Source organism: Verrucomicrobiales bacterium (assembly GCA_016793885.1).
In the GTDB taxonomy this organism is placed as follows: domain Bacteria; phylum Verrucomicrobiota; class Verrucomicrobiia; order Limisphaerales; family UBA11320; genus UBA11320.
This window is the reverse complement of sequence record JAEUHE010000184.1, coordinates 1-18,776: the sequence shown is the minus strand read 5'-3', so window position 1 is coordinate 18,776 and position 18,776 is coordinate 1. Positions and strand designations below refer to the sequence as shown.

Sequence of the window (18,776 nt, the reverse complement as noted above, 5' to 3'; positions counted from 1 at the left end):
AAAACCACGACTAACCCAGGGTAGGCGCTCCTGCGTCGCGCCAACCCTGGGCTTTGAGCCGGAATCCCTTTGGGATTCTAACATTTGGTCGAAGAACTTGTGGGTAATGCTTAGGGCACGACACCGCTGTTCCTTCACGCCACCTCAGACCCTCCAACAAACCCATTCGCCTCAGAAGCTCCATCAGCCGCGCCGGTGAGCAACCGCCTGGGCTGAATTGGATCGGACTTTCAGCCCTCAGATGACTGTGGCGAGATGACCTGGGGCTTCGCCGCCAGGCTGGTATGGAACGCACCTGTGGTGCTCGGATCCGACGGGCCACAGGCCCAGCATCATCCCAGCCTGGCGGCGAAGCCCCAGGTCATCATCCGCATCTTCCGACAAGGGCTGAAAGTCCGCTCCCTGGCCGAGGCTTTTTCCGCAAGCCCGCTGAGTTCTCAACCAGATTTAATCGCCCCCCGATCACCGCCCCACCGAATTTTGACTTGCTAGGGCATACCGACGAGATTGTAATTCGTCCATCGTAAGATCCTTCGTACACTCTCCCGTCGGAGCACAGCATCGGCCGCCGTTCGTTGCCTTCCAGGAGACCCAAAAAGGACCGCACAACCACATCGTTATGAGTACCCAACATCGTGAGCACCCCACACATTGGACAACGCCCTTTCCACGAATACCGGCCGGTCACCGATGGATCCTGGCATTGTGCGCGGCCCTAAGCATCTGGGCTTGTACCACCACCTCCCAAGCCCAGCAACTCACCAACGGCGGAAACCACGACGGCACCATCCTGCTTCACGAAACCAATACCTGGACGTTTACCGCAACCACGGGCGACACCCTGGTGCTCCGCGCCGGCAGGGTCAGCGGCGACCCGAATTTCAATCCGTGGCTGCGTATTTATGATCCCAGCGGCAATCTGGTGGAAAGCAACCCCAGCGGAACGGCCAACACGGTGACCGAGTTGGAGCTGAGCGCGCCAGCCACCGGTACGTATAGCCTCCAAATCAGTGACGGAACATTCGGTCAGAACAATGACCGTGGCAGTTACCGCCTCTACTTCCTCAGACTCCCCGGCGCACCCGTGATCGCGGACGAAGGAGGCCCGATGACCAATGGCGGCAATCATGATGGAGTGATTGAGGTCGGCGATCTGGATCTCTGGACCTTTTCCGGCGAAAGGGGTGATAAGATCGTGCTGCGTTCCGGCCGATTGTCCGGAGATCCGAACTTCAATCCATGGTTGCGCCTGTATGATCAATCCGGTGTTGTGGTGGCGGCCACGGCGAGTGCGACGGCAGTGTCTGCGGTGGAGATATCCCTGACGTTGACCAACACCGGCACCTTCACCCTTCTCATCGCCGATAGCACCTCGGGCAGGGCCGACGACCAAGGTGAGTATCGACTGCAGTTCGCCCGTCTTCCCGGTTCCCTAACGGTGGCGGACGACGGCGGAATCCTGACGAGCGGCGACAACCGAGGAGGCCGGATCACTCTCGGCGATTTGGATCCTTGGACCTTTACAGCGGAGGCTGGAGACAGAGTGATCCTGCGTTCAGCCCGTCCCGGGGATGAGGCCAACTTCAACCCATGGATGCGACTCTACAATGCCGCAGGAGATCTGGTTGCCGATACGGGCAGTGGCAGCCTGGATTCAACCCGGGAAATTGCCCAGGTCGTGACCAACAGCGGCGTCTTCACGGTGCTTCTTTCCGACGGCAGTTCCGGAGGGTATGACCAGGTGGGCGATTATCGCATTTACTTCGTCAAGATCCCCGGCAGGGTGGTCGATGGCGAGGACAGCGGCATGCTCACCAACGGCGTCGCGGTGTCAGCGGTGATGGAGAGGGGAGATCTTGATACGTGGCAATTCCTCGCCTGTCGGGAAGCAGCGTTGACGCTCCGCTTGGAACGATTGAGTACGGTCAACAACTTTAACCCGCAACTGGACCTGTATGGGCCGGGCGGAGTCGCAGTGGCGTCGCGGGTGGGGGCTGCTGCCATCGAGCTGAGTCTCTTCGCGACGAACGGCGGCATCTATACTGTGGTGGTACGGGACACCGTGAGCGGAGGCTACGATGGAACAGGCACCTACCGCATCGTTGCCACCGGGATTCTCAGCGACGAACTCCAACTGTGCCAACCGCTGGTCCAGGGATCCAATGTGAACGTCGCGGCCATCGGCGGTCAACCGAACGCGGAAGCGGTGCTTTTCACCTCGCCAAGTCTGGAGCAGGACAGAAACCTCTGGACTCCCTTGCACACCAATCGATTCGATGCCACGGGCGTGCTCAGCGTGACCAACCTGCCCTACCTCGCGGACCCGCAACGGTATTACTATCTGCTCCAGCGGTGAAGTGCGGCCGGATGGAAACTTGGAGTGCTGTAGCCCTCACAGCTTTTCAAGACCCGACGGAGTCGGGCATCTCTGCTGCCGCGAATGCGCCCTCGCCCGGAAATAATCACACCCGGAATTGCTTATCCCTCGCGTTCGTGATTGGATGTTATTGACATGAATCGCTTGCTGTTGGCTCGAATGGGTTCACATCTCTGCCTCACCTCGCTGGCTCTGCTCGTCTTGCTCAGCGCCTCCGCAGCGACGGCCGACCCCACCCTGCGCGTTCCCGCCTCGACCGCCTACGTGTCGCCTGATCCAGAGGGTGCCCGCGTGTCGTCCCGCAGCGGGGTTACCCAGTGGAAGGATCCGGGACAGAAGATTGAATGGTTCGGCGGATTCCACCAGACCGGCACCCTCGAAGCCCAAGTGACCTGTACTTATGCGTCCAACCTCGTGTGCCGCCTTCAGCTGTCACTGGGAGATCAATCTCGCCAAGCCACCATCACCGGAGCCGGCACGAATCAAGTGCTGGTGCCCTTTGGAACCTTTCAACTCAACAGCACGGGATACCAACGCTTCAGTCTCCAGGCCCTCGTCGAGGCTTCTCCGTCCCTCCCGCAAGTCGAGGCGTTAACTCTGACCGGGAAACCGATGCAGGACGCCCACTTCAACCTCAAGCCGCGAAGAAACGCCGCTTCGGTCCATCTCAGCTATCCGACCCCCACGAATGTTCAAGTAGCAGCGTTCTATTGTGAGATGACCGGCGTGTTGGACCCGGTCAACACCTACTATATGGCCTGCGGTTGGCATCGCGGATACTTCGGAATGCAGGTCAACAGCCCCACGGAGCGCCGAATCATCTTCAGCGTGTGGGACAGCGGCAAGGAGGCCATCGATCGCCAGAAAGTCGATGATGAAAACCGGGTAAAACTCCTGGGCAAGGGAGAGGGCGTCCACGCCGGAGACTTCGGCAACGAAGGCACCGGCGGACACAGCCATCTCAAGTACGGCTGGGAGACTGGGGAAACGCAGCGCTTTTTGGTAACCGCCCAGCCCACGAATGGCACGTTTACGGTCTACTCCGGCTACTATTTTCATCCCAATCGGAGGCAATGGATGCTCATCTCCTCGTGGCGCGCTCCCAAGGACGGTAAATGGCTGCGCGGTCTCTATTCATTTAGCGAGAATTTTGGTGGATCCACCGGACACCTCACTCGTCGTGCCCGCTACGGCAATCAGTGGATTCGCACCGACGCGGGCGAATGGCGCGAGATCACCACCGCCAGCTTCAGCCATGATCCCACCGGCAAGAGCGATCGACTGGATCGCTTCATGGGAGTGGAAGAGGGTCAGTTTTTCCTCAGCCACGGCGGCTTCCTTCCCGGGTTTACCAAGTTCGGCGAAAAGTTCGTGCGGCCGGCGACGGGCAAGCCACCGCTGCATGAGGTTCCCTTCCCGCCCCGCTAGCAAAGACAGACGGCTCTTGGTGCGGGGCGAGTGGCCGAACCGACTGAAGCTACTGTTCTGCTGAATTCCCTCCGACTGGTTGCTCCTCCGCGTTCTCCGCGCCTCCGCGAGAAAGATCCCTCCCCTGACTCCGAAGGACTGCCGGAATCTCTCGCGGAGGCGCGGAGGGCGCGGAGAGGAAAGAGTTCATGGAGAGGGACGCCTCGGAACACCGGAGGTCACTGATATAACACTCCGATGCCCGCCTAGACCTTGCAGCAGATCGATGCCGGGCCATTCTCTTTTTTAGGATAAGCGGGATGGTGCCCAGGGGTTTGCCGGTCGAGGCTTAGTCCCTGAGCCGGATCGATTCGTCGGGAAGAAAGAGCATCGCCCATTCCATCGCCTCGCTGCGATCCGCCATGGACCCGCCCTGGAGGCAGATCCGACCATCTCGCCGAACCAGCCTCGCCTCTCCAAAGGAAGCAATGAGTTCCTCGGCCGTCAGAATCTGAGTCTTCGTGTCGTTATTCATGGGCGCAGACTGCGCCCGGGGGTCGGACAACGACAGGGGGAGGCCTTGGAATGTGAATAACTCAGCCTAGGATCAGGGCAGATTCGTTTCGCCCATCAGCCAACGATCACACTCGCGCGCAGCACCGCGGCCTTCATTGAAAGCCCACACCACCAAGCTCTGCCCACGACGACAATCGCCGGCGGCAAACACCTTGGAAATGCTGGTCTGGAACTTCCCATGGTCGGCCTTCACATTGCTGCGTGGGTCGCGCTCCACTTTAAGCGACTCCAAGAGCGGCTGATCCGGTCCCAGGAAGCCCATCGCTAGAAGCACCAGCTGAGCAGGAACCACTTTCTCAGTCTCCGGCAGTTCCACGGGCACAAACTGGCCCTTGTCGTTCTTGTCCCAGCGAATCTGGACCAAATGAACACCCTTCACCTGACCCTGCTCGTCGCTGATGAATTTCTTGGCGGTCGTCAAATAGACACGGGGATCGTCGCCGTACTTTGCCTGGGCTTCTTCCTGGCCGTAGTCAAGCTTGTAGACCTTGGGCCATTCCGGCCAGGGGTTGTCCTTGGCACGATCCATCGGAGGCTTCGGCAAGATCTCGACCTGAATCAGACTCTTGCAGCCATGCCGCATGGAGGTCCCGACGCAATCGGTGCCGGTGTCGCCACCACCGATGACAATGACATCCTTGCCCTGAGCGGAGATGAAGTCGCTGCCCGGCTTCCCGCCCACGACCGACTTGGTGTTGGCGGTCAGGAAATCCATCGCGAAATGAATGCCCTTGAGATTCCGCCCCTCGATGGGCAGATCGCGCGGCTTGGTCGCCCCGGTGCACAGGACCACCGCGTCAAAGTCGCTCATGAGCTTCTCAGACGGATAATTCTTTCCGATCTCCGTGTTGCAGACAAACCGGATGCCTTCGGCTTCCATCAGCTTGAGCCGGCGCATCACGACCTCTTTCTTATCGAGTTTCATGTTCGGGATGCCGTACATGAGGAGGCCGCCGGGACGATCCGCGCGCTCAAACACCGTCACTTCGTGGCCTGCCTTGTTGAGCTGAGCCGCAGCGCTCAACCCCGCCGGACCGGATCCCACCACCGCAACCTTCTTGCCGGTGCGCCGCTCAGGCGCCTGAGGAATCACCCATCCTTCCTCCCACCCTTTGTCAATAATGGTGCACTCGATGTTCTTGATGGTGACCGGCGGTGAGCTGATACCCAGGACACACGACCCCTCGCAGGGCGCGGGGCAAACCCTCCCGGTGAACTCGGGGAAGTTGTTGGTCTTGTGGAGACGTTCCAGAGCCTCTTTCCACAGTCCCCGATACACCAAGTCATTCCACTCGGGAATGAGGTTGTTGATCGGACACCCGGATGCCATGCCGCTAATCAGCGTGCCGGTATGGCAGAAGGGCACTCCACAGTCCATGCAGCGCGCTGCCTGGGTTCGGAGTTTGTCCTCCTTCATGTGGAGGTGAAATTCGTTCCAGTCCGCGATCCGCTCCATTGCCGGCCGGTCTACCGGAAGTTCGCGGAGGTATTCGATGAATCCTGTCGGTTTGCCCATGAGTCAGTTGTCAGTCGTTGAAATGGTTGTCGTCAATCCGGCCAGCGGCTTAGCCTCCGCCCAGGCGAGCCTGGTCCTTTGAATTCTCCTCGAACGCGGCCATGATGGCCCGCTCGCCGGAGAGCCCCGCCTCCGTGACCCGCTTCAGCGACGTGAGCACGCGCTTGTAGTCCTTGGGCATCACCTTCACAAATTTGGGCAAGCTGGCCTCCCAGGTGGCCAGAATGCGGAAGGCTTTCTGGCTCTTGGTATGCTTGGCGTGCAGCTCGATCATGCGCCGCAGTTTCTCGATCTCCGCAGCATCCTCGAGCTTCTCCAAGCCCACCATCTGAAGATTGCAGCGGGTCTTGAAATCGCCGACCTCGTCGAGAATGTAGGCGATGCCGCCGGACATTCCCGCGGCAAAGTTACGGCCCGTGCTGCCGAGAACGACCACATGGCCGCCGGTCATGTATTCGCAGCCATGATCCCCCACGGATTCCACCACCGCATCCACGCCGCTGTTCCGAACACAGAACCGTTCGCCCGCCATGCCGCGGATATAAGCTTCCCCGCTGGTAGCACCGTAGAAGGCTACGTTGCCCACGATGATATTATCCTCCGCCGCGAAGGTGCTGGTGGGAGGAGGTGTCAAAATCAGCTTACCGCCGCTCAAGCCTTTGCCGAAGTAATCATTGGCATCCCCCTCCAGCCGCAGTGTCATCCCCTTCGGAATGAACGCTCCAAAGCTCTGCCCGGCCGAGCCGGTGAAGTTCACGGTGATGGTATCCTCGGGCAACCCCTCGACGGCATGCCGCTTGGTCACCTCATTGCCCACAATCGTGCCCACCACCCGGTTGACGTTCCGGATGGGAAGATTGATGACGACCTTCTCCTTGCGTTCGATGGCCGGCTGGCAGAGGTCGAGCAACACGGTCAAATCCAGGGACTTGTCGAGCCCATGATCCTGCTCCATCTGAGCGAAACGCCCGATATCAGGTCCCAGCGGCGGCCGATAGAGAATGCTGGAGAAATCGAGGCCCTTGGCCTTCCAGTGATCGACCGCGCGGCGGGCTTCCAAAAGATCGGTCCGACCAACCAAGTCGGTGAGCTTGCGGAAGCCTAGCTGAGCCATGAGCTCACGAACCTCAGCAGCGATGAACTTCATGAAGTTTACCGCGTGCTCGGGATCTCCGGTGAAGCGCTTGCGCAGCTCCGGATCCTGAGTGGCGACGCCCACCGGGCAGGTGTTAAGATGACAGACCCGCATCATAATGCAGCCCAGCGCCACCAAAGGACCAGTCGCAAACCCGAACTCTTCCGCGCCGAGCATGGCCGCGATCACCACATCCCGGCCGGTCTTGAGCTGGCCGTCCGTCTCCACCGCGATACGGCTGCGGAGATTGTTGAGCACCAGCGTCTGATGCGTTTCCGCCAAACCTAGCTCCCACGGAATGCCCGCATGCTTGATGCTGGTCTGGGGAGATGCCCCCGTTCCGCCATCGTAGCCGCTGATCAGCACGACGTCGGCATGGGCCTTGGCCACGCCCGCGGCAATGGTGCCCACACCCACTTCCGAAACCAGCTTCACACTGATCCGCGCGGCGCGATTCGAGTTCTTTAGGTCGTGAATCAGTTCCGCCAAATCCTCGATCGAGTAAATGTCATGGTGCGGAGGCGGGGAGATCAGCCCCACGCCTGGGGTCGACATCCGAACCTTGGCGATCCAGGGATAAACCTTGGTGCCCGGCAACTGCCCGCCTTCACCCGGCTTCGCCCCCTGCGCCATCTTGATCTGCAGCTCCCGCGCGTTGGTGAGATACAGGCTGGTGACGCCAAATCGTCCGGAAGCCACCTGCTTGATCGCACTGTTCTTGGAATCCCCCCGCTCGTTGGTCCAAGTGAACCGCTCAGGATCCTCTCCACCCTCGCCGGTATTGCTCTTGCCGCCGATCCGATTCATCGCGATCGCCAAGCTCTCGTGAGCTTCCGAGCTGATGGAGCCATACGACATCGCTCCCGTCTTGAAGCGCTTGAGAATCGAGTCAATCGACTCGACCTCTTCCAAAGGAATGGCAGTGGCTGGCTTGAAGTCGAGCAAACCACGCAGCGTGTAATGCTGCTTGTGCTGGTCATTGACCAAGGAGGAATACTCCTTAAAGGTCTTGTAGTCGCCCAGACGCACCGCCTTCTGAAGCTTGTGCACGGTCTGAGGGCTGAAGAGATGCAACTCTCCTTCGGCACGCCACTGATACTGACCACCCACCTCCAACGTGTGAGCGGCGGTCGGCCGATTCGGAAACGCCACCCGATGCCTCATCAGCACTTCCTCCGCGATGACATCCATTCCCACCCCTTCAATCCGAGTGGGGGTACCCGTGAAGTACTTCTTAACCAAACCCGACTGGAGGCCGACCGCTTCGAAAATCTGCGCACCACGGTAACTTTGAATCGTGGAGATGCCCATCTTGGAGGTCACCTTCACAACCCCCTTGACCCCGGCCTTCACGAAATTCTTGCAGGCGGTCTTGTGATCCAAGCCCGGCAGCATTCCCTCGTGGATCATGTCATCCAGGGTATCAAAGGCCAGGTAAGGGTTGATGGCACCGCAGCCGTAACCGATCAACAAGGAGAAGTGGTGAACTTCACGCGGCTCACCCGACTCCAGAACCAGCCCGACCAGTGTGCGGGTGCCTTCACGAATCAGGTGGTGATGCAGCCCCGACACCGCCAGGAGCGATGGGATCGGAGCCATGTCCTTGCTGATCCCGCGATCCGATAGAATCAAGATGTTGATGCCTGCCTTGATCGCAGCAGTCGCGCTGACACAGAGGTCCTCGATCGCTTTCTCCATCCCCGCTTGCCCGGACTTCGCCGGAAACAAAATAGGAAGGGTGATCGACTTGAAGCCCGGCTGATCGATGTGCCGCAGCTTCTCCAGCTCCTCATTCGTGAGGATGGGGGACATCAACTCGATCAGATGACAGCTGGCGGGAATCGGGGTGAGCAGGTTCTGCTCGGTGCCCAAAGTCGTTCCCACGGCGGTGATGATCTCCTCGCGAATGCAATCGATCGGAGGATTGGTCACCTGGGCGAAAAGCTGCTTGAAATAGTTGAACAGCGACTGCGGCTTGTCCGACAGAACGGCCAACGGCGTATCCGTACCCATCGAGCCGATCGCTTCCACACCATCCCGCGCCATCGGGACCATGAGAATACGCAGGTCCTCAAATGTGTAGCCGAAGGCCTGCTGCCGCTGCAGCACCGATTCGTGGCTTGGCTCCGCCTTGTGCGGAGCATCCGGCACATTGGCGAGCTTCAGAAGGTTGTCGTCGAGCCACTGACGATAGGGCTTCTGAGTGACGATGGACTGCTTAAGCTCCTCATCGGAGATGATGCGCCCCTGTTCGGTGTCGATCAGGAACATGCGTCCGGGCTGCAGGCGACCCTTGCTCAGAATTCTTTCGGGCGCGATATCGAGCACGCCGACCTCGGAGGCCATCACCACAAGGTCGTCTTTGGTGACGTAGAAGCGCGACGGACGCAGCCCATTACGATCGAGGCAGGCGCCGATCACGGTTCCATCCGTGAACGCCACCGAAGCCGGTCCATCCCACGGCTCCATCAAGCAGCTATGGTACTCGTAGAAGGCCTTCTTCTCCGGACTCATGCTCTCATGATTCGACCACGGCTCCGGAATCATCATCATCATCGCGTGGGCCAGCGAACGTCCGCCCAGCACCAGCAATTCCAGAGTGTTGTCGAACATCGCCGAGTCGCTGCCATCCCGATTCACGATGGGCAGGATCTTCTTGATGTCATCTCCAAAGAGGTCGCTGGCCAGGAGTTCCTCGCGAGCATCCATCCAGTTGACGTTCCCCCGCAGGGTATTGATCTCGCCGTTATGCGCGACGAAGCGGTAAGGATGGCTTCGTCCCCAACTCGGAAACGTGTTGGTGCTGAAACGGGAATGAACCAGCGCCAGGGCCGAGACCATGCTCGGATCCCGCAGCTCCGGAAAAAACAAATCGACCTGAACGGGCATCAGCATGCCCTTGTACACCATGGTGCGGTAAGACAGGCTGCACACATAGAACCATTCGCCGCCCGGCGGACGGTTCTCCGCGTAGCGCAGCGCATTCTCCGCGCGCTTGCGGATGACGTAGAGCTTCCGCTCGAACGCCAGCGGATCCTTGATCGAAGCGTTGCGGCCGACAAACAACTGCCGCACACAGGGCTGGGACGCCTTGGCGGACTCACCCAGGGATGAATTGTCCGTCGGCACGGTCCGCCAACCCAAAAGCGTTTGGCCTTCCTCCGCCACGATCTTCTCGATGATCGCCTCGCAGCGAGCACGATCGGAGGCGTCGGATGGGAGAAAAATCATGCCCACGCCATACTGGCCGAATTCGGGCAGCGCAATCTTGGCCTCCGCCGCGGCCTTCTTCAAAAACGCATGCGGCGTCTGGATCAAGATTCCGGCGCCGTCCCCCGTGTTCGCTTCGCAGCCACAAGCGCCACGATGATCCAGATTCAAGAGAATCTGCAGCCCCTGCTGGATGATCTCGTGGGACTTCTGCCCCTTGACGTTCGCCACGAACCCCACGCCGCAAGCGTCATGTTCGAACTGAGGATCATACATGCCCTGCTTGGGCGGCAACCCGGTTAATCGGTCTACATTCATATTCGATCGCTGCACGTCTGCCACACTGCCATTAAAACCACGCCGGCCAAACCTGGGTCGAACTCTGTCGACTCGTTCCTCGGTCTTCCAGCCGGGCTCTCTTGTGTTTATCTACTATCACTCGAACTAGAAACGCTCTTTAGCAGTTCTACTTATAAACTCAAATCCGGCAATTTTTTACAACGCCCAGCTGCCTGTGCAAGCGTTGTTTGTGAAAATCAGTTCGAGGAGAGGTCTTCCGGGCCCTCCGCCATGAGGCGATAGCGCCATCCTTTCTTGCTCACCACCCGATTCCACAATGTTTCTGGTGCCGGCGAAAAGATCAGGTCGAGGCTGGCCGGATGGGTAAGCCAGGCCTCCCGGCGCATCTCATCGTCCAGTTGACCCGCATCCCAGCCCGCATACCCCGCAAAGACCAAAAGCCGCTGGGTGAGCGAATTGGTTTCGGCGATTTCCACCAAGTCTTCCAGACTATGCCCAACATTAAGATTCTTCATCACATTGGGCTTGAGGAGCTGAAGATCGCTGTGAAGGTAGCTAAGCGATTGAGGCTGAACGGGACCCCCGCTGAAAAGGGGCTGGGATTTGAGGCTGTCGGGCAGGTTGCCGGGTAACACCTCGCCGAGCCGGGCACCGGTGGATTTGTTGAGAATAAGCCCAAAGGCCCCCTCGGGATCATGCTGACAGATCAAGACGACGCTCCGGCGAAAGAGGGAACCATGCAGATTGCCTCCGTCGAGAAGCAATGAACCTTTCAGTGACTTGGGTTGACGAGCCATCGCTGGCCCTGAATGTGTGCCAAGCTTGCGCCGCTGACAACTGTCTTTAGACTGTCCGCATGCGCAAGTGCATCTATCTCGTTCTGGTCCTGTTCACCGTGAGTATGGTCTGTTCTGGATGCAAATCCGGCGGAAGCAGGGAATTCATTCCCGGAAAAGGCTGGCGAAAGATCTGAAGGAAGGGCAATTCCCCGGCCCCTGACTCGCCGAGAGGCTGCTAGTCGCGATCTCGAAGCCGCAGCTCGGTGACCTCGGAAGCGCCATTGATGCGAACCGTGACGGACTGCTCGCGGATTTCCACACACCGCACCAAAACATTGGTCTGAGCCACCCGAACGCGGGCCTCCTCACCGACGCGGAGAGTGGCGTCGTTGATCAGAGCGAACTGCTTGGGCGGGGTGCCAGAAAGCCCCTTCAGGACCAAGATCTCAGGAACCCGCGCCTGCACCACGGCCAGATAGCCGAAGCTGGGAGCGTCCGATGGCTTCAAGCTGGTAACCCGATGCATCCGCTCCCGCTCCAAGGTTTCGTCCGTCCCCGCCTTCATCCATTGTGCCACTCGATGAAACTGGTAGTCCGCTGAAGCCTTCAGCAACACGTCAATCTTGCCCCGCGTATAGGTGTTCTCGCGAATCATCCCCATCTCCACCTGATCCCCCCGCTGACGCATCACCTCAAACGCGGCCAACTCACAGAATGCTTCCACCGTATCGCGATCCAAAACTCGTTCAACCGGAACATTCTCATGCACCCAAGCGTGCGCGTACTCGTGGGCGGCGACGGCTGCCAACCGGTTGCGCGGAAGTCCAAGACACAGAAAAATCTCATGCTCAAGCCCCTCTTTGGAAAACCGTCGCGTGCGGGTGACTCCTTGCAGTGAGGCGTCGGGATGAGCCGTGGGAATGCCGGCGAAAACTCGAGCCAGCTGCCGCTGATCGACGAGTCGGACGGTAATGTTCCGATCCGGCAGCACTCCCAACCCGTTCATCAGGGAAAACAAGTCGCGCTTCACGTCCTCATAGATCGCCACCGCCACGTCCTGGTCCAGCACGGCCAGGGGCATGTCGACTGCGCAGAGGGAGCGGTTGTCCGAGAGAACCTTCCCCCCCACAAAAACTGGCAAACCACAACTGGAACACCGTTGCGGCAGCTTGGCACACCGTTCGCAAACAACGACTTTCGAAGAACGAACCTTGTCCTTCATAAAGTACATGTCCCCGAAGGACCTTTCCCCGCAAATGGCACAAAACGAGCCCGAGTCCGCTAGAAGCGCACTCGGAATCAGGGTCAAAACCAGGGAGAAAAGCACCCCCCAGACATAAACCGGCCAACCTTTCATGGTCACATGGATCTACCGCCTTCTTCCATATCGGCCAGAACCACCAGGAATTCAGTCTCCTTCTGTAACGCCACTCTCCCGGGGACGGTGCTCCGGAGTTGTGATGAGTGATGAGTGATGAGTTGCGATGACCGTTTGCTACGTCACTCCTCACTCCTCACTCCTCACTCCTCACTCCTCACTCGCCACTCGCCACTCGCCACTCGCCACTCGTCACTCATCACTCCTCTGGCAATCAGTTGATCAACGGCCCGCGAGTTCCTTCCAAAGCAACGCTCCCATGCGGGACCCGGCGGCGAAGCAGTCCAGGTCGAACTTTTCGTTGGGTGAGTGAAGATTGTCATCGGGCAACGCCAATCCTAGCAGCAGGGTGTCGGCCCCCAGGATGCGCTTGAAATCATTCACGATGGGAATAGAGCCGCCCTCGCGCATGAGCAAAGGCTCATGACCGAAAGCGCCTTTGAGCGCGCGCAAGCCAGCGCGCGCGAGTTCGCTGTCGGGAGATACCAGATAAGGATCTCCGCAATGTCCCTCGTCGACCCGGAGGCGAACTGTGGGGGGACACAGCTTCTGCAGGTGCGCCTTGGCCGCTTTGAGGATCTTCTTGGGCTCCTGCCCCGGCACCAGCCGCATGGTGATTTTCGCGCTGGCCCACGCTGGAACGATCGTCTTGCTGCCCTGGCCCTGGTATCCGCTGGTCAGTCCGTTGATCTCGAAGGTGGGACGGGCACTGCGCTGTTCAATCGGGGTAAAGCCCTGCTCTCCATTCAACGCCTCGACTCCGAGGAATTTGCGGTACGCCGTCGCGTTGAACGGAAGCCGCGCCAGCTGCTTCCGCTCATAGGTCGAAAGCGGCCGCACGTCCGCATAAAAGCCCGGGATAGTGACTCGTCCGCGCCGATCCCGCATCTGGGCCAGCAGCTGGCTCAACACCAAGGCCGGATTGTCCAGAGAACCGCCATAGATTCCCGAGTGCAGATCCCGAGACGGCCCCTCGACGCGAATTTCCAGCGCGGCAATGCCCCGCAATCCATAAGTGAGCGCCGGGTGGCGAAGACTCGGGATCCCTGTATCGGAAATCACCACAGCATCACAGGCCAGTTCGCGTCGATGCTTCTGCAGGAAGCCTCCTAAGCTCTTGGAGCCAACCTCCTCTTCGCCTTCGATGACAAAGATCAGATCACACGGCAAGTCGGTTCCGGTGCGGAGATAGGCTTCGACGGCCTTGAGGTGAGCCAGATTCTGGCCCTTGTTGTCGCTGGCTCCGCGTCCGAACAATTGGCGTCCCACTTGCGTCGGCTCGAACGGTGGCGTCTTCCAGAGGTCCAGCGGTTCGGGAGGCTGCACATCATAGTGCCCATAGACCAAGAACCGGGGGCGGGCCGGGCCGGGCCGTTGGGGGGTGCGGGCGACCAGGATCGGGTTGCCGTCGGTTGGATAGAGTTTCGCCTCCAATCCCAAGTCGCGGCAGTGGGCGGTCAACCAACTCGCACACTTCGCCAGGTCCTTGGCGTGCTTGGACTGCGCGGAAACGCTGGGGAACCGCACATACTGGCACAACTCGTCGATAAACCGGCCCTCGTTGGCCTTGAGATATTGGAGAACTTGCTTCATAGCAGCGGAGCGGAGCGGGAGGCTTTTAAACGAAACGAGGCCAGGGCGAACGCCCCGGCCTCGAAGAGATCACGAACAGCGGGATTCAGGATCGGGCCGCCGGTTAGAGCTTCGCCAGAACCTCAGTGACCTTCGCGAAGTTGGGAAGGTCCTTCGGGGTCGGGGTCTGTTCGCTGTATTGAATCACGCCATTTTTATCGATGACGAAAGCGGCGCGCGCCGAGGTGTCACCGACGCCGGCGAGCATGGGAAACTCCACTCCGTAGGCCTTGGTGGTGGCCTTGTTAAGATCGCTTACCAAGCGGACACCGATCTTTTCCTTCTGCGCCCAGGCTTCCTGAGCAAACGGGCTGTCCACGCTGATGCCGATCACGTCGGCATTGAGCGAAGCATATGTATTCAGGCCGCTGGTGATATCGCACAGTTCCGTGGTGCAGACACCCGTGAAAGCCAAGGGAAAGAACAGCAACACCGTGTTCTTCTTGCCAAAATTGTCGCTGAGCTTCACATCGACCAATCCATCCTTGTTCTTCGACTTAAGATTGAAATCAGGGGCTTTGGAGCCAACAGAGATAGCCATAATATTCAGCTTCGGTTGAGTTTGGTTGATCCGTCAATTAATGCCCGGAGATATAGAAGCAGAACCGGGAGGTGTCAATCGAATCACTCAGGCGCGCGCGGGCTCCAAACGCGAAGGGGCATTGGGGTCACCCATTGCTGCGGTCCGACCCCGAGTGGAAACCCGCGCGGAAGTACAACACTCGATCGCCATTACATCCCTCTGATTCCCTCCCCAACCCAACCCATGACCAACTCGATGAACGTACGTTCATCGAGTTGGTCATGGGTTGGGTGCAACCTTCAGGGAGCCCAGGGTGGCGTGAGTGGAGAGAGCTAAGGCGTCAGGGGTGAGGGAAACGTGACAAACCACCGTCGGTGGGCTTAGCGAGTTCTATGGACCGCGGTGGCACCGACACCGCTTTTCCTTCACGCAACAACCATCCAATCCGGTTCGCTCCAACACTGCATATCCAAATCTATCAGCTCGACTGCTCGCAGAAGGCAGCGGCAAACGGTCGGCGGTGCCGGCTGGCAAGCTGCGCCATGCTTTTGAAGGAACCCCCCGTCTCCCACGTAGCCATACGGGTTGACCCCGCCTTCCTCCCCCAGCGGGTCCCTATTTGGCCATTTACCCAGACCCGATGCGGTTTTGTAGGCACACCGAGCAGAACCCGTTGCGATTGCGCGGTCACGACGGCGGCGGCGTGACAAGCGACCCGATGGCGACTGACGAAAACCCCAGACGCGAGTTTTGTAGGGGGAGGTTCCGACTTCGCGCTTCGAGCTACGCCGGACAAGCTGCCCGGTGCGACGAACAAAGCGGCCGACCTGCCGACGCTCAGCAGCGGCTAAAAGAGGAAAAAGCCCAACTCCGTTCACGAGTAGGAACCTACACAGCACCGGCTGAAAGCAACGCCCAAGATGCTTAAGGAGCGCCGCAGAGTTTCCTGACTACGTCGGCTTGCCTCTTCCGTTCCTGCATCGCCTGTTTTCATCCGGGCCACCCTACACGCTCCCTCCCCGTCGCAGATAGTGACATACCCGGACATCTCGCCGACAGCCTTCGATGGGAAAAACCGGCTCTCAGAGCGAAGACGAGGGGAACAGACAGTCTGCTCAACGCAGGTTGCCCGGCTCACTCGTCTCGCTCACGGGCAACTTCATGGAGGAAGTCGCCCGCTGGGTCGACAGAGGCTTTGGCATCGAAGCGACGCAGCCTTACCCCTCCTAAATCCCTTCAATATCAGAACTAAGAGATGCGACCCCGATGGCCCATCGATATCGGAACGAAAAGATCTGATGGTTTTCGCTAACTGGTCCGAACTTTGGGCTCCATTACATCTCTAAGATGTGCGTCTCCAGTGCACGCTAAGGCCTTGGCAGAACTCAACCTCCATCTCTCACCTTGTGCGTCCAAATCCTCCGGCTTCGCCACTGAAAGGATCGGTCTCGGGCGATGCTCTCGGTGAGGTTACTAACCGCCTGTGGACTGAGAATCAACAAGTCACCCCGAAAGCCTGAAGTCTTCAACAGGGTGATCGCCAGTCCATTGCTTGAGACTTTTACAGCAATTACGCCGTTTGTGCCAAATCCAGGGTGCCACTCCCCAGACTGAAGCTCTCGGACTGGTAGGGATGTCGTTCCAAGAGTGAAAGCATCTGAGTATCGCTCCAGCTCAGCTCCCCCGATGCACCTAAGAATGGGCTCAGTCCTTTGCGCTAATAGAACATTGAAGCTCAAATTCTCTGCTCCACCATACATCCAAGGCCGTTCATTACGGGATATCCTGGGCTTGGTGTCGTGGGTAAATGCATAGCCGACAGTATACAAAATGGCATGGAATCCTTCAGGAAAGAACCGCGGACCTCGCTTATCCCCTATACCAAACAACCCGGCAGTAAATGGCGCTGCCACATAGAAAAGAACTAGGAGGAAGACGACCATCGGGATCGACGTCCAATGACCACGGGCGTTCATTTCACCAGCTTATCCTGATAGGCTGACCAGTGACCAGCCCACCACCCATTATTAAAAGGGTCGGGCCAATGGCCCGGAGCGTCGGCCAAAGGATCCCTCGCACTGAAAATGTTTTTACTGTTCCAGTAGGCGCCCATGATTCGTGCCAAGCATTCGGGAGGTCTAAAATCGTACAATCCCGAGCAGTCATGAAGCAAACCGGAGCAGCAAAGCACAGCACTGTTGCAACCAGTGTAAAGCTCTGAACGTAAGACCCCACTTCCTAGGGTCCCATCGGTCGTTCTTTGGCACAGAGTATTCAACTTTTTCCTCAACAAACGAGCGGCAACATCGACACCGCCCTGCTCGTCCCGCAGTTTTGAGAAAATGAGCTCACGCCATTCTCGTCTCGGATTCTCCGATAGCATTGAAATCGTCGGCCAAGAGTAAGGTATCCCGCTCACGTCTTCCGAGATTGCTGTATCGATACTTATCTGCGCATACCCAACCCCTCCCCCTTTAAGCCCATCATAGAAAGTGCCATCAGCGAAATCCCAGTCCAACATCTCATTGGCTATGATTACCGCCAACAAGCGCCGCGGAACACAGAGCCATTTGCTGTGGTCCGACCCCAGGACGCTCCCTGCCGAGCCGTGATAGCCGTGATCAAACCTTGGAACCCTCGCAGTGGAGGCACGGGCGCGGGTGGCCGACCAACTCCGGCGTGGCCTGGGCGGTGCTAGATTCCTTCGCACCTTTTGGTCAGAAATCGGTTGCCTGCGGCTCACATTGGGGCTGACGAATCGAACACGTAAACCTTGATAGCGTCGCGAAACTGCGTAGGGTTTGAAACCTCCACCTGGAACTCGCAAGGAGTTCGATTCTGAACTCCGGAAAGCGGGAAGCGGAGCGAGTTAGTCGAATTGGGGAGTTCAGCACTGTAGATTTCGATCGGAATACCTGGAGTCACCGGCGCATAATTCTGGTCTCCATGTTTTATCACGAAGGCGGACCGTCCACGATTGATGACAGTAATTCGTAATCGCTGTTTGCCGGGATGAACCTGGAAGCCATTGAACTCAACGTAGCGCGTTGACATCGACAAGGTCGCTTTGAAGCGCGCAGGCGATGATGATTGCGCTTGCACGGTAGTCACCAGCGAATGTTTCTCTCCAAAAAGAACTGCGCACCCACAGAACCACAACGCCAGCAGAGGGGAGATTGCATTACACGCGCGGAACACAAAGACGAAATGGCGAGCGGTGGTTGGCATAGGCTTCTGGAGCTGCTGCTGGGGTCAGATTTCTTAGTTCTGATATTGAGGCTTCATTGCTCGGTTTCGGTTCGTTGTTTCCGTGCGGATGCGTAATCTTTCTGAAACTCTCGATCTTTCCCAATGCGTGAGAACGCCCAGCCTCACTCGACGTAAGACGGCTTCGCCGGACGGTTACGGCCATTGTGCTGAAGTAGGAAAAAGTACAACCCTACGAGCCAATGAATGGAGGGCAAAGCAAGATACGTGAAAGTATTGTCCCCAGGCAAACGGTCACGTGCAATGGCATCAAAAAGAAATAGGGAGCCTATGCAGGCGGGGACAATCCAGAAATGCCGATAGCCTTTCACAGTAGAATGATCAGACAAATGGCGCAACGAATAATAAAACGGTGCAAGCAGTTCTGTGGCATACAGAGCGATGGTTACACCATAAAAGAGAGCCTCTTGGTCATAAGTTCCCCGCAAATATTCGCGTAGGCGATCCATCTCATTAAACACGAACGAATCGATACGAAGGTAGTGGAATATGAAACTTAGTACAAGCCCCATGGCGTATCCAAGAGCGCTAGCCATGAGGCGGACCCCGAAAACCGGGCCAGGGGTTAAGCTATGATTGTGGCTGAAGGGTGTGGGTGTTAAACCCAAACCACAGCGACACATAATGAAAGCCAAACGGAAAAGACACGAACCCGAATTCAAGGCCCGCGTAGCCC

General features: G+C 58.3%; 11 protein-coding genes. 2 read left to right on the top strand and 9 right to left on the bottom strand.

Annotation, left to right across the window (positions count from 1 at the left end; translation table 11 throughout):
* Positions 1 to 619: 619 nt before the first annotated feature.
* Both JNN07_21790 and JNN07_21785 read left to right on the top strand, forming a co-directional pair.
* Positions 620 to 2,356, top strand: a complete 1,737-nt coding sequence (locus tag JNN07_21790) for a pre-peptidase C-terminal domain-containing protein (protein ID MBL9170383.1) — start codon at positions 620 to 622, stop codon at positions 2,354 to 2,356.
* Positions 2,357 to 2,536: 180 nt separating this feature from the next.
* Positions 2,537 to 3,805, top strand: coding sequence for a DUF3472 domain-containing protein (locus JNN07_21785; protein ID MBL9170382.1), 1,269 nt, complete (start codon positions 2,537 to 2,539; stop codon positions 3,803 to 3,805).
* Positions 3,806 to 4,133: 328 nt separating this feature from the next.
* Here JNN07_21785 and JNN07_21780 read toward each other — a convergent pair whose 3' ends face one another.
* From JNN07_21780 to JNN07_21740, 9 genes are all read right to left on the bottom strand, one after another.
* Positions 4,134 to 4,319, bottom strand: coding sequence for a hypothetical protein (locus tag JNN07_21780; protein ID MBL9170381.1), 186 nt, complete (start codon positions 4,317 to 4,319; stop codon positions 4,134 to 4,136).
* Positions 4,320 to 4,391: 72 nt separating this feature from the next.
* Complete coding sequence (locus JNN07_21775) at positions 4,392 to 5,876, bottom strand: glutamate synthase subunit beta (protein MBL9170380.1); 1,485 nt, start codon at positions 5,874 to 5,876, stop codon at positions 4,392 to 4,394.
* Positions 5,877 to 5,925: 49 nt separating this feature from the next.
* Positions 5,926 to 10,539 (bottom strand): glutamate synthase large subunit, encoded by a 4,614-nt coding sequence (gene gltB, locus JNN07_21770; GenBank protein MBL9170379.1) that lies wholly within the window; start codon positions 10,537 to 10,539, stop codon positions 5,926 to 5,928.
* A 218-nt stretch (positions 10,540 to 10,757) separates the two neighbouring features.
* On the bottom strand, positions 10,758 to 11,318 hold the full coding sequence (locus JNN07_21765) for a YqgE/AlgH family protein (GenBank protein MBL9170378.1): 561 nt from the start codon (positions 11,316 to 11,318) through the stop codon (positions 10,758 to 10,760).
* 217 nt (positions 11,319 to 11,535) lie between these two features.
* The gene (locus tag JNN07_21760) at positions 11,536 to 12,657 is read right to left on the bottom strand and encodes a hypothetical protein (protein MBL9170377.1); all 1,122 of its coding nucleotides are present in this window, start codon (positions 12,655 to 12,657) and stop codon (positions 11,536 to 11,538) included.
* A gap of 243 nt (positions 12,658 to 12,900) precedes the next feature.
* Entirely contained in the window at positions 12,901 to 14,271 is a 1,371-nt protein-coding gene (locus JNN07_21755; protein MBL9170376.1) for a dipeptidase, read from the bottom strand.
* A 103-nt stretch (positions 14,272 to 14,374) separates the two neighbouring features.
* Positions 14,375 to 14,851, bottom strand: coding sequence for a redoxin domain-containing protein (locus tag JNN07_21750; GenBank protein ID MBL9170375.1), 477 nt, complete (start codon positions 14,849 to 14,851; stop codon positions 14,375 to 14,377).
* 2,721 nt (positions 14,852 to 17,572) lie between these two features.
* Positions 17,573 to 18,061, bottom strand: coding sequence for a hypothetical protein (locus JNN07_21745; protein MBL9170374.1), 489 nt, complete (start codon positions 18,059 to 18,061; stop codon positions 17,573 to 17,575).
* A gap of 143 nt (positions 18,062 to 18,204) precedes the next feature.
* Positions 18,205 to 18,549: a hypothetical protein gene (locus tag JNN07_21740; GenBank protein MBL9170373.1), complete on the bottom strand. Its 345-nt coding sequence runs from the start codon at positions 18,547 to 18,549 to the stop codon at positions 18,205 to 18,207.
* Positions 18,550 to 18,776 lie beyond the last annotated feature (227 nt).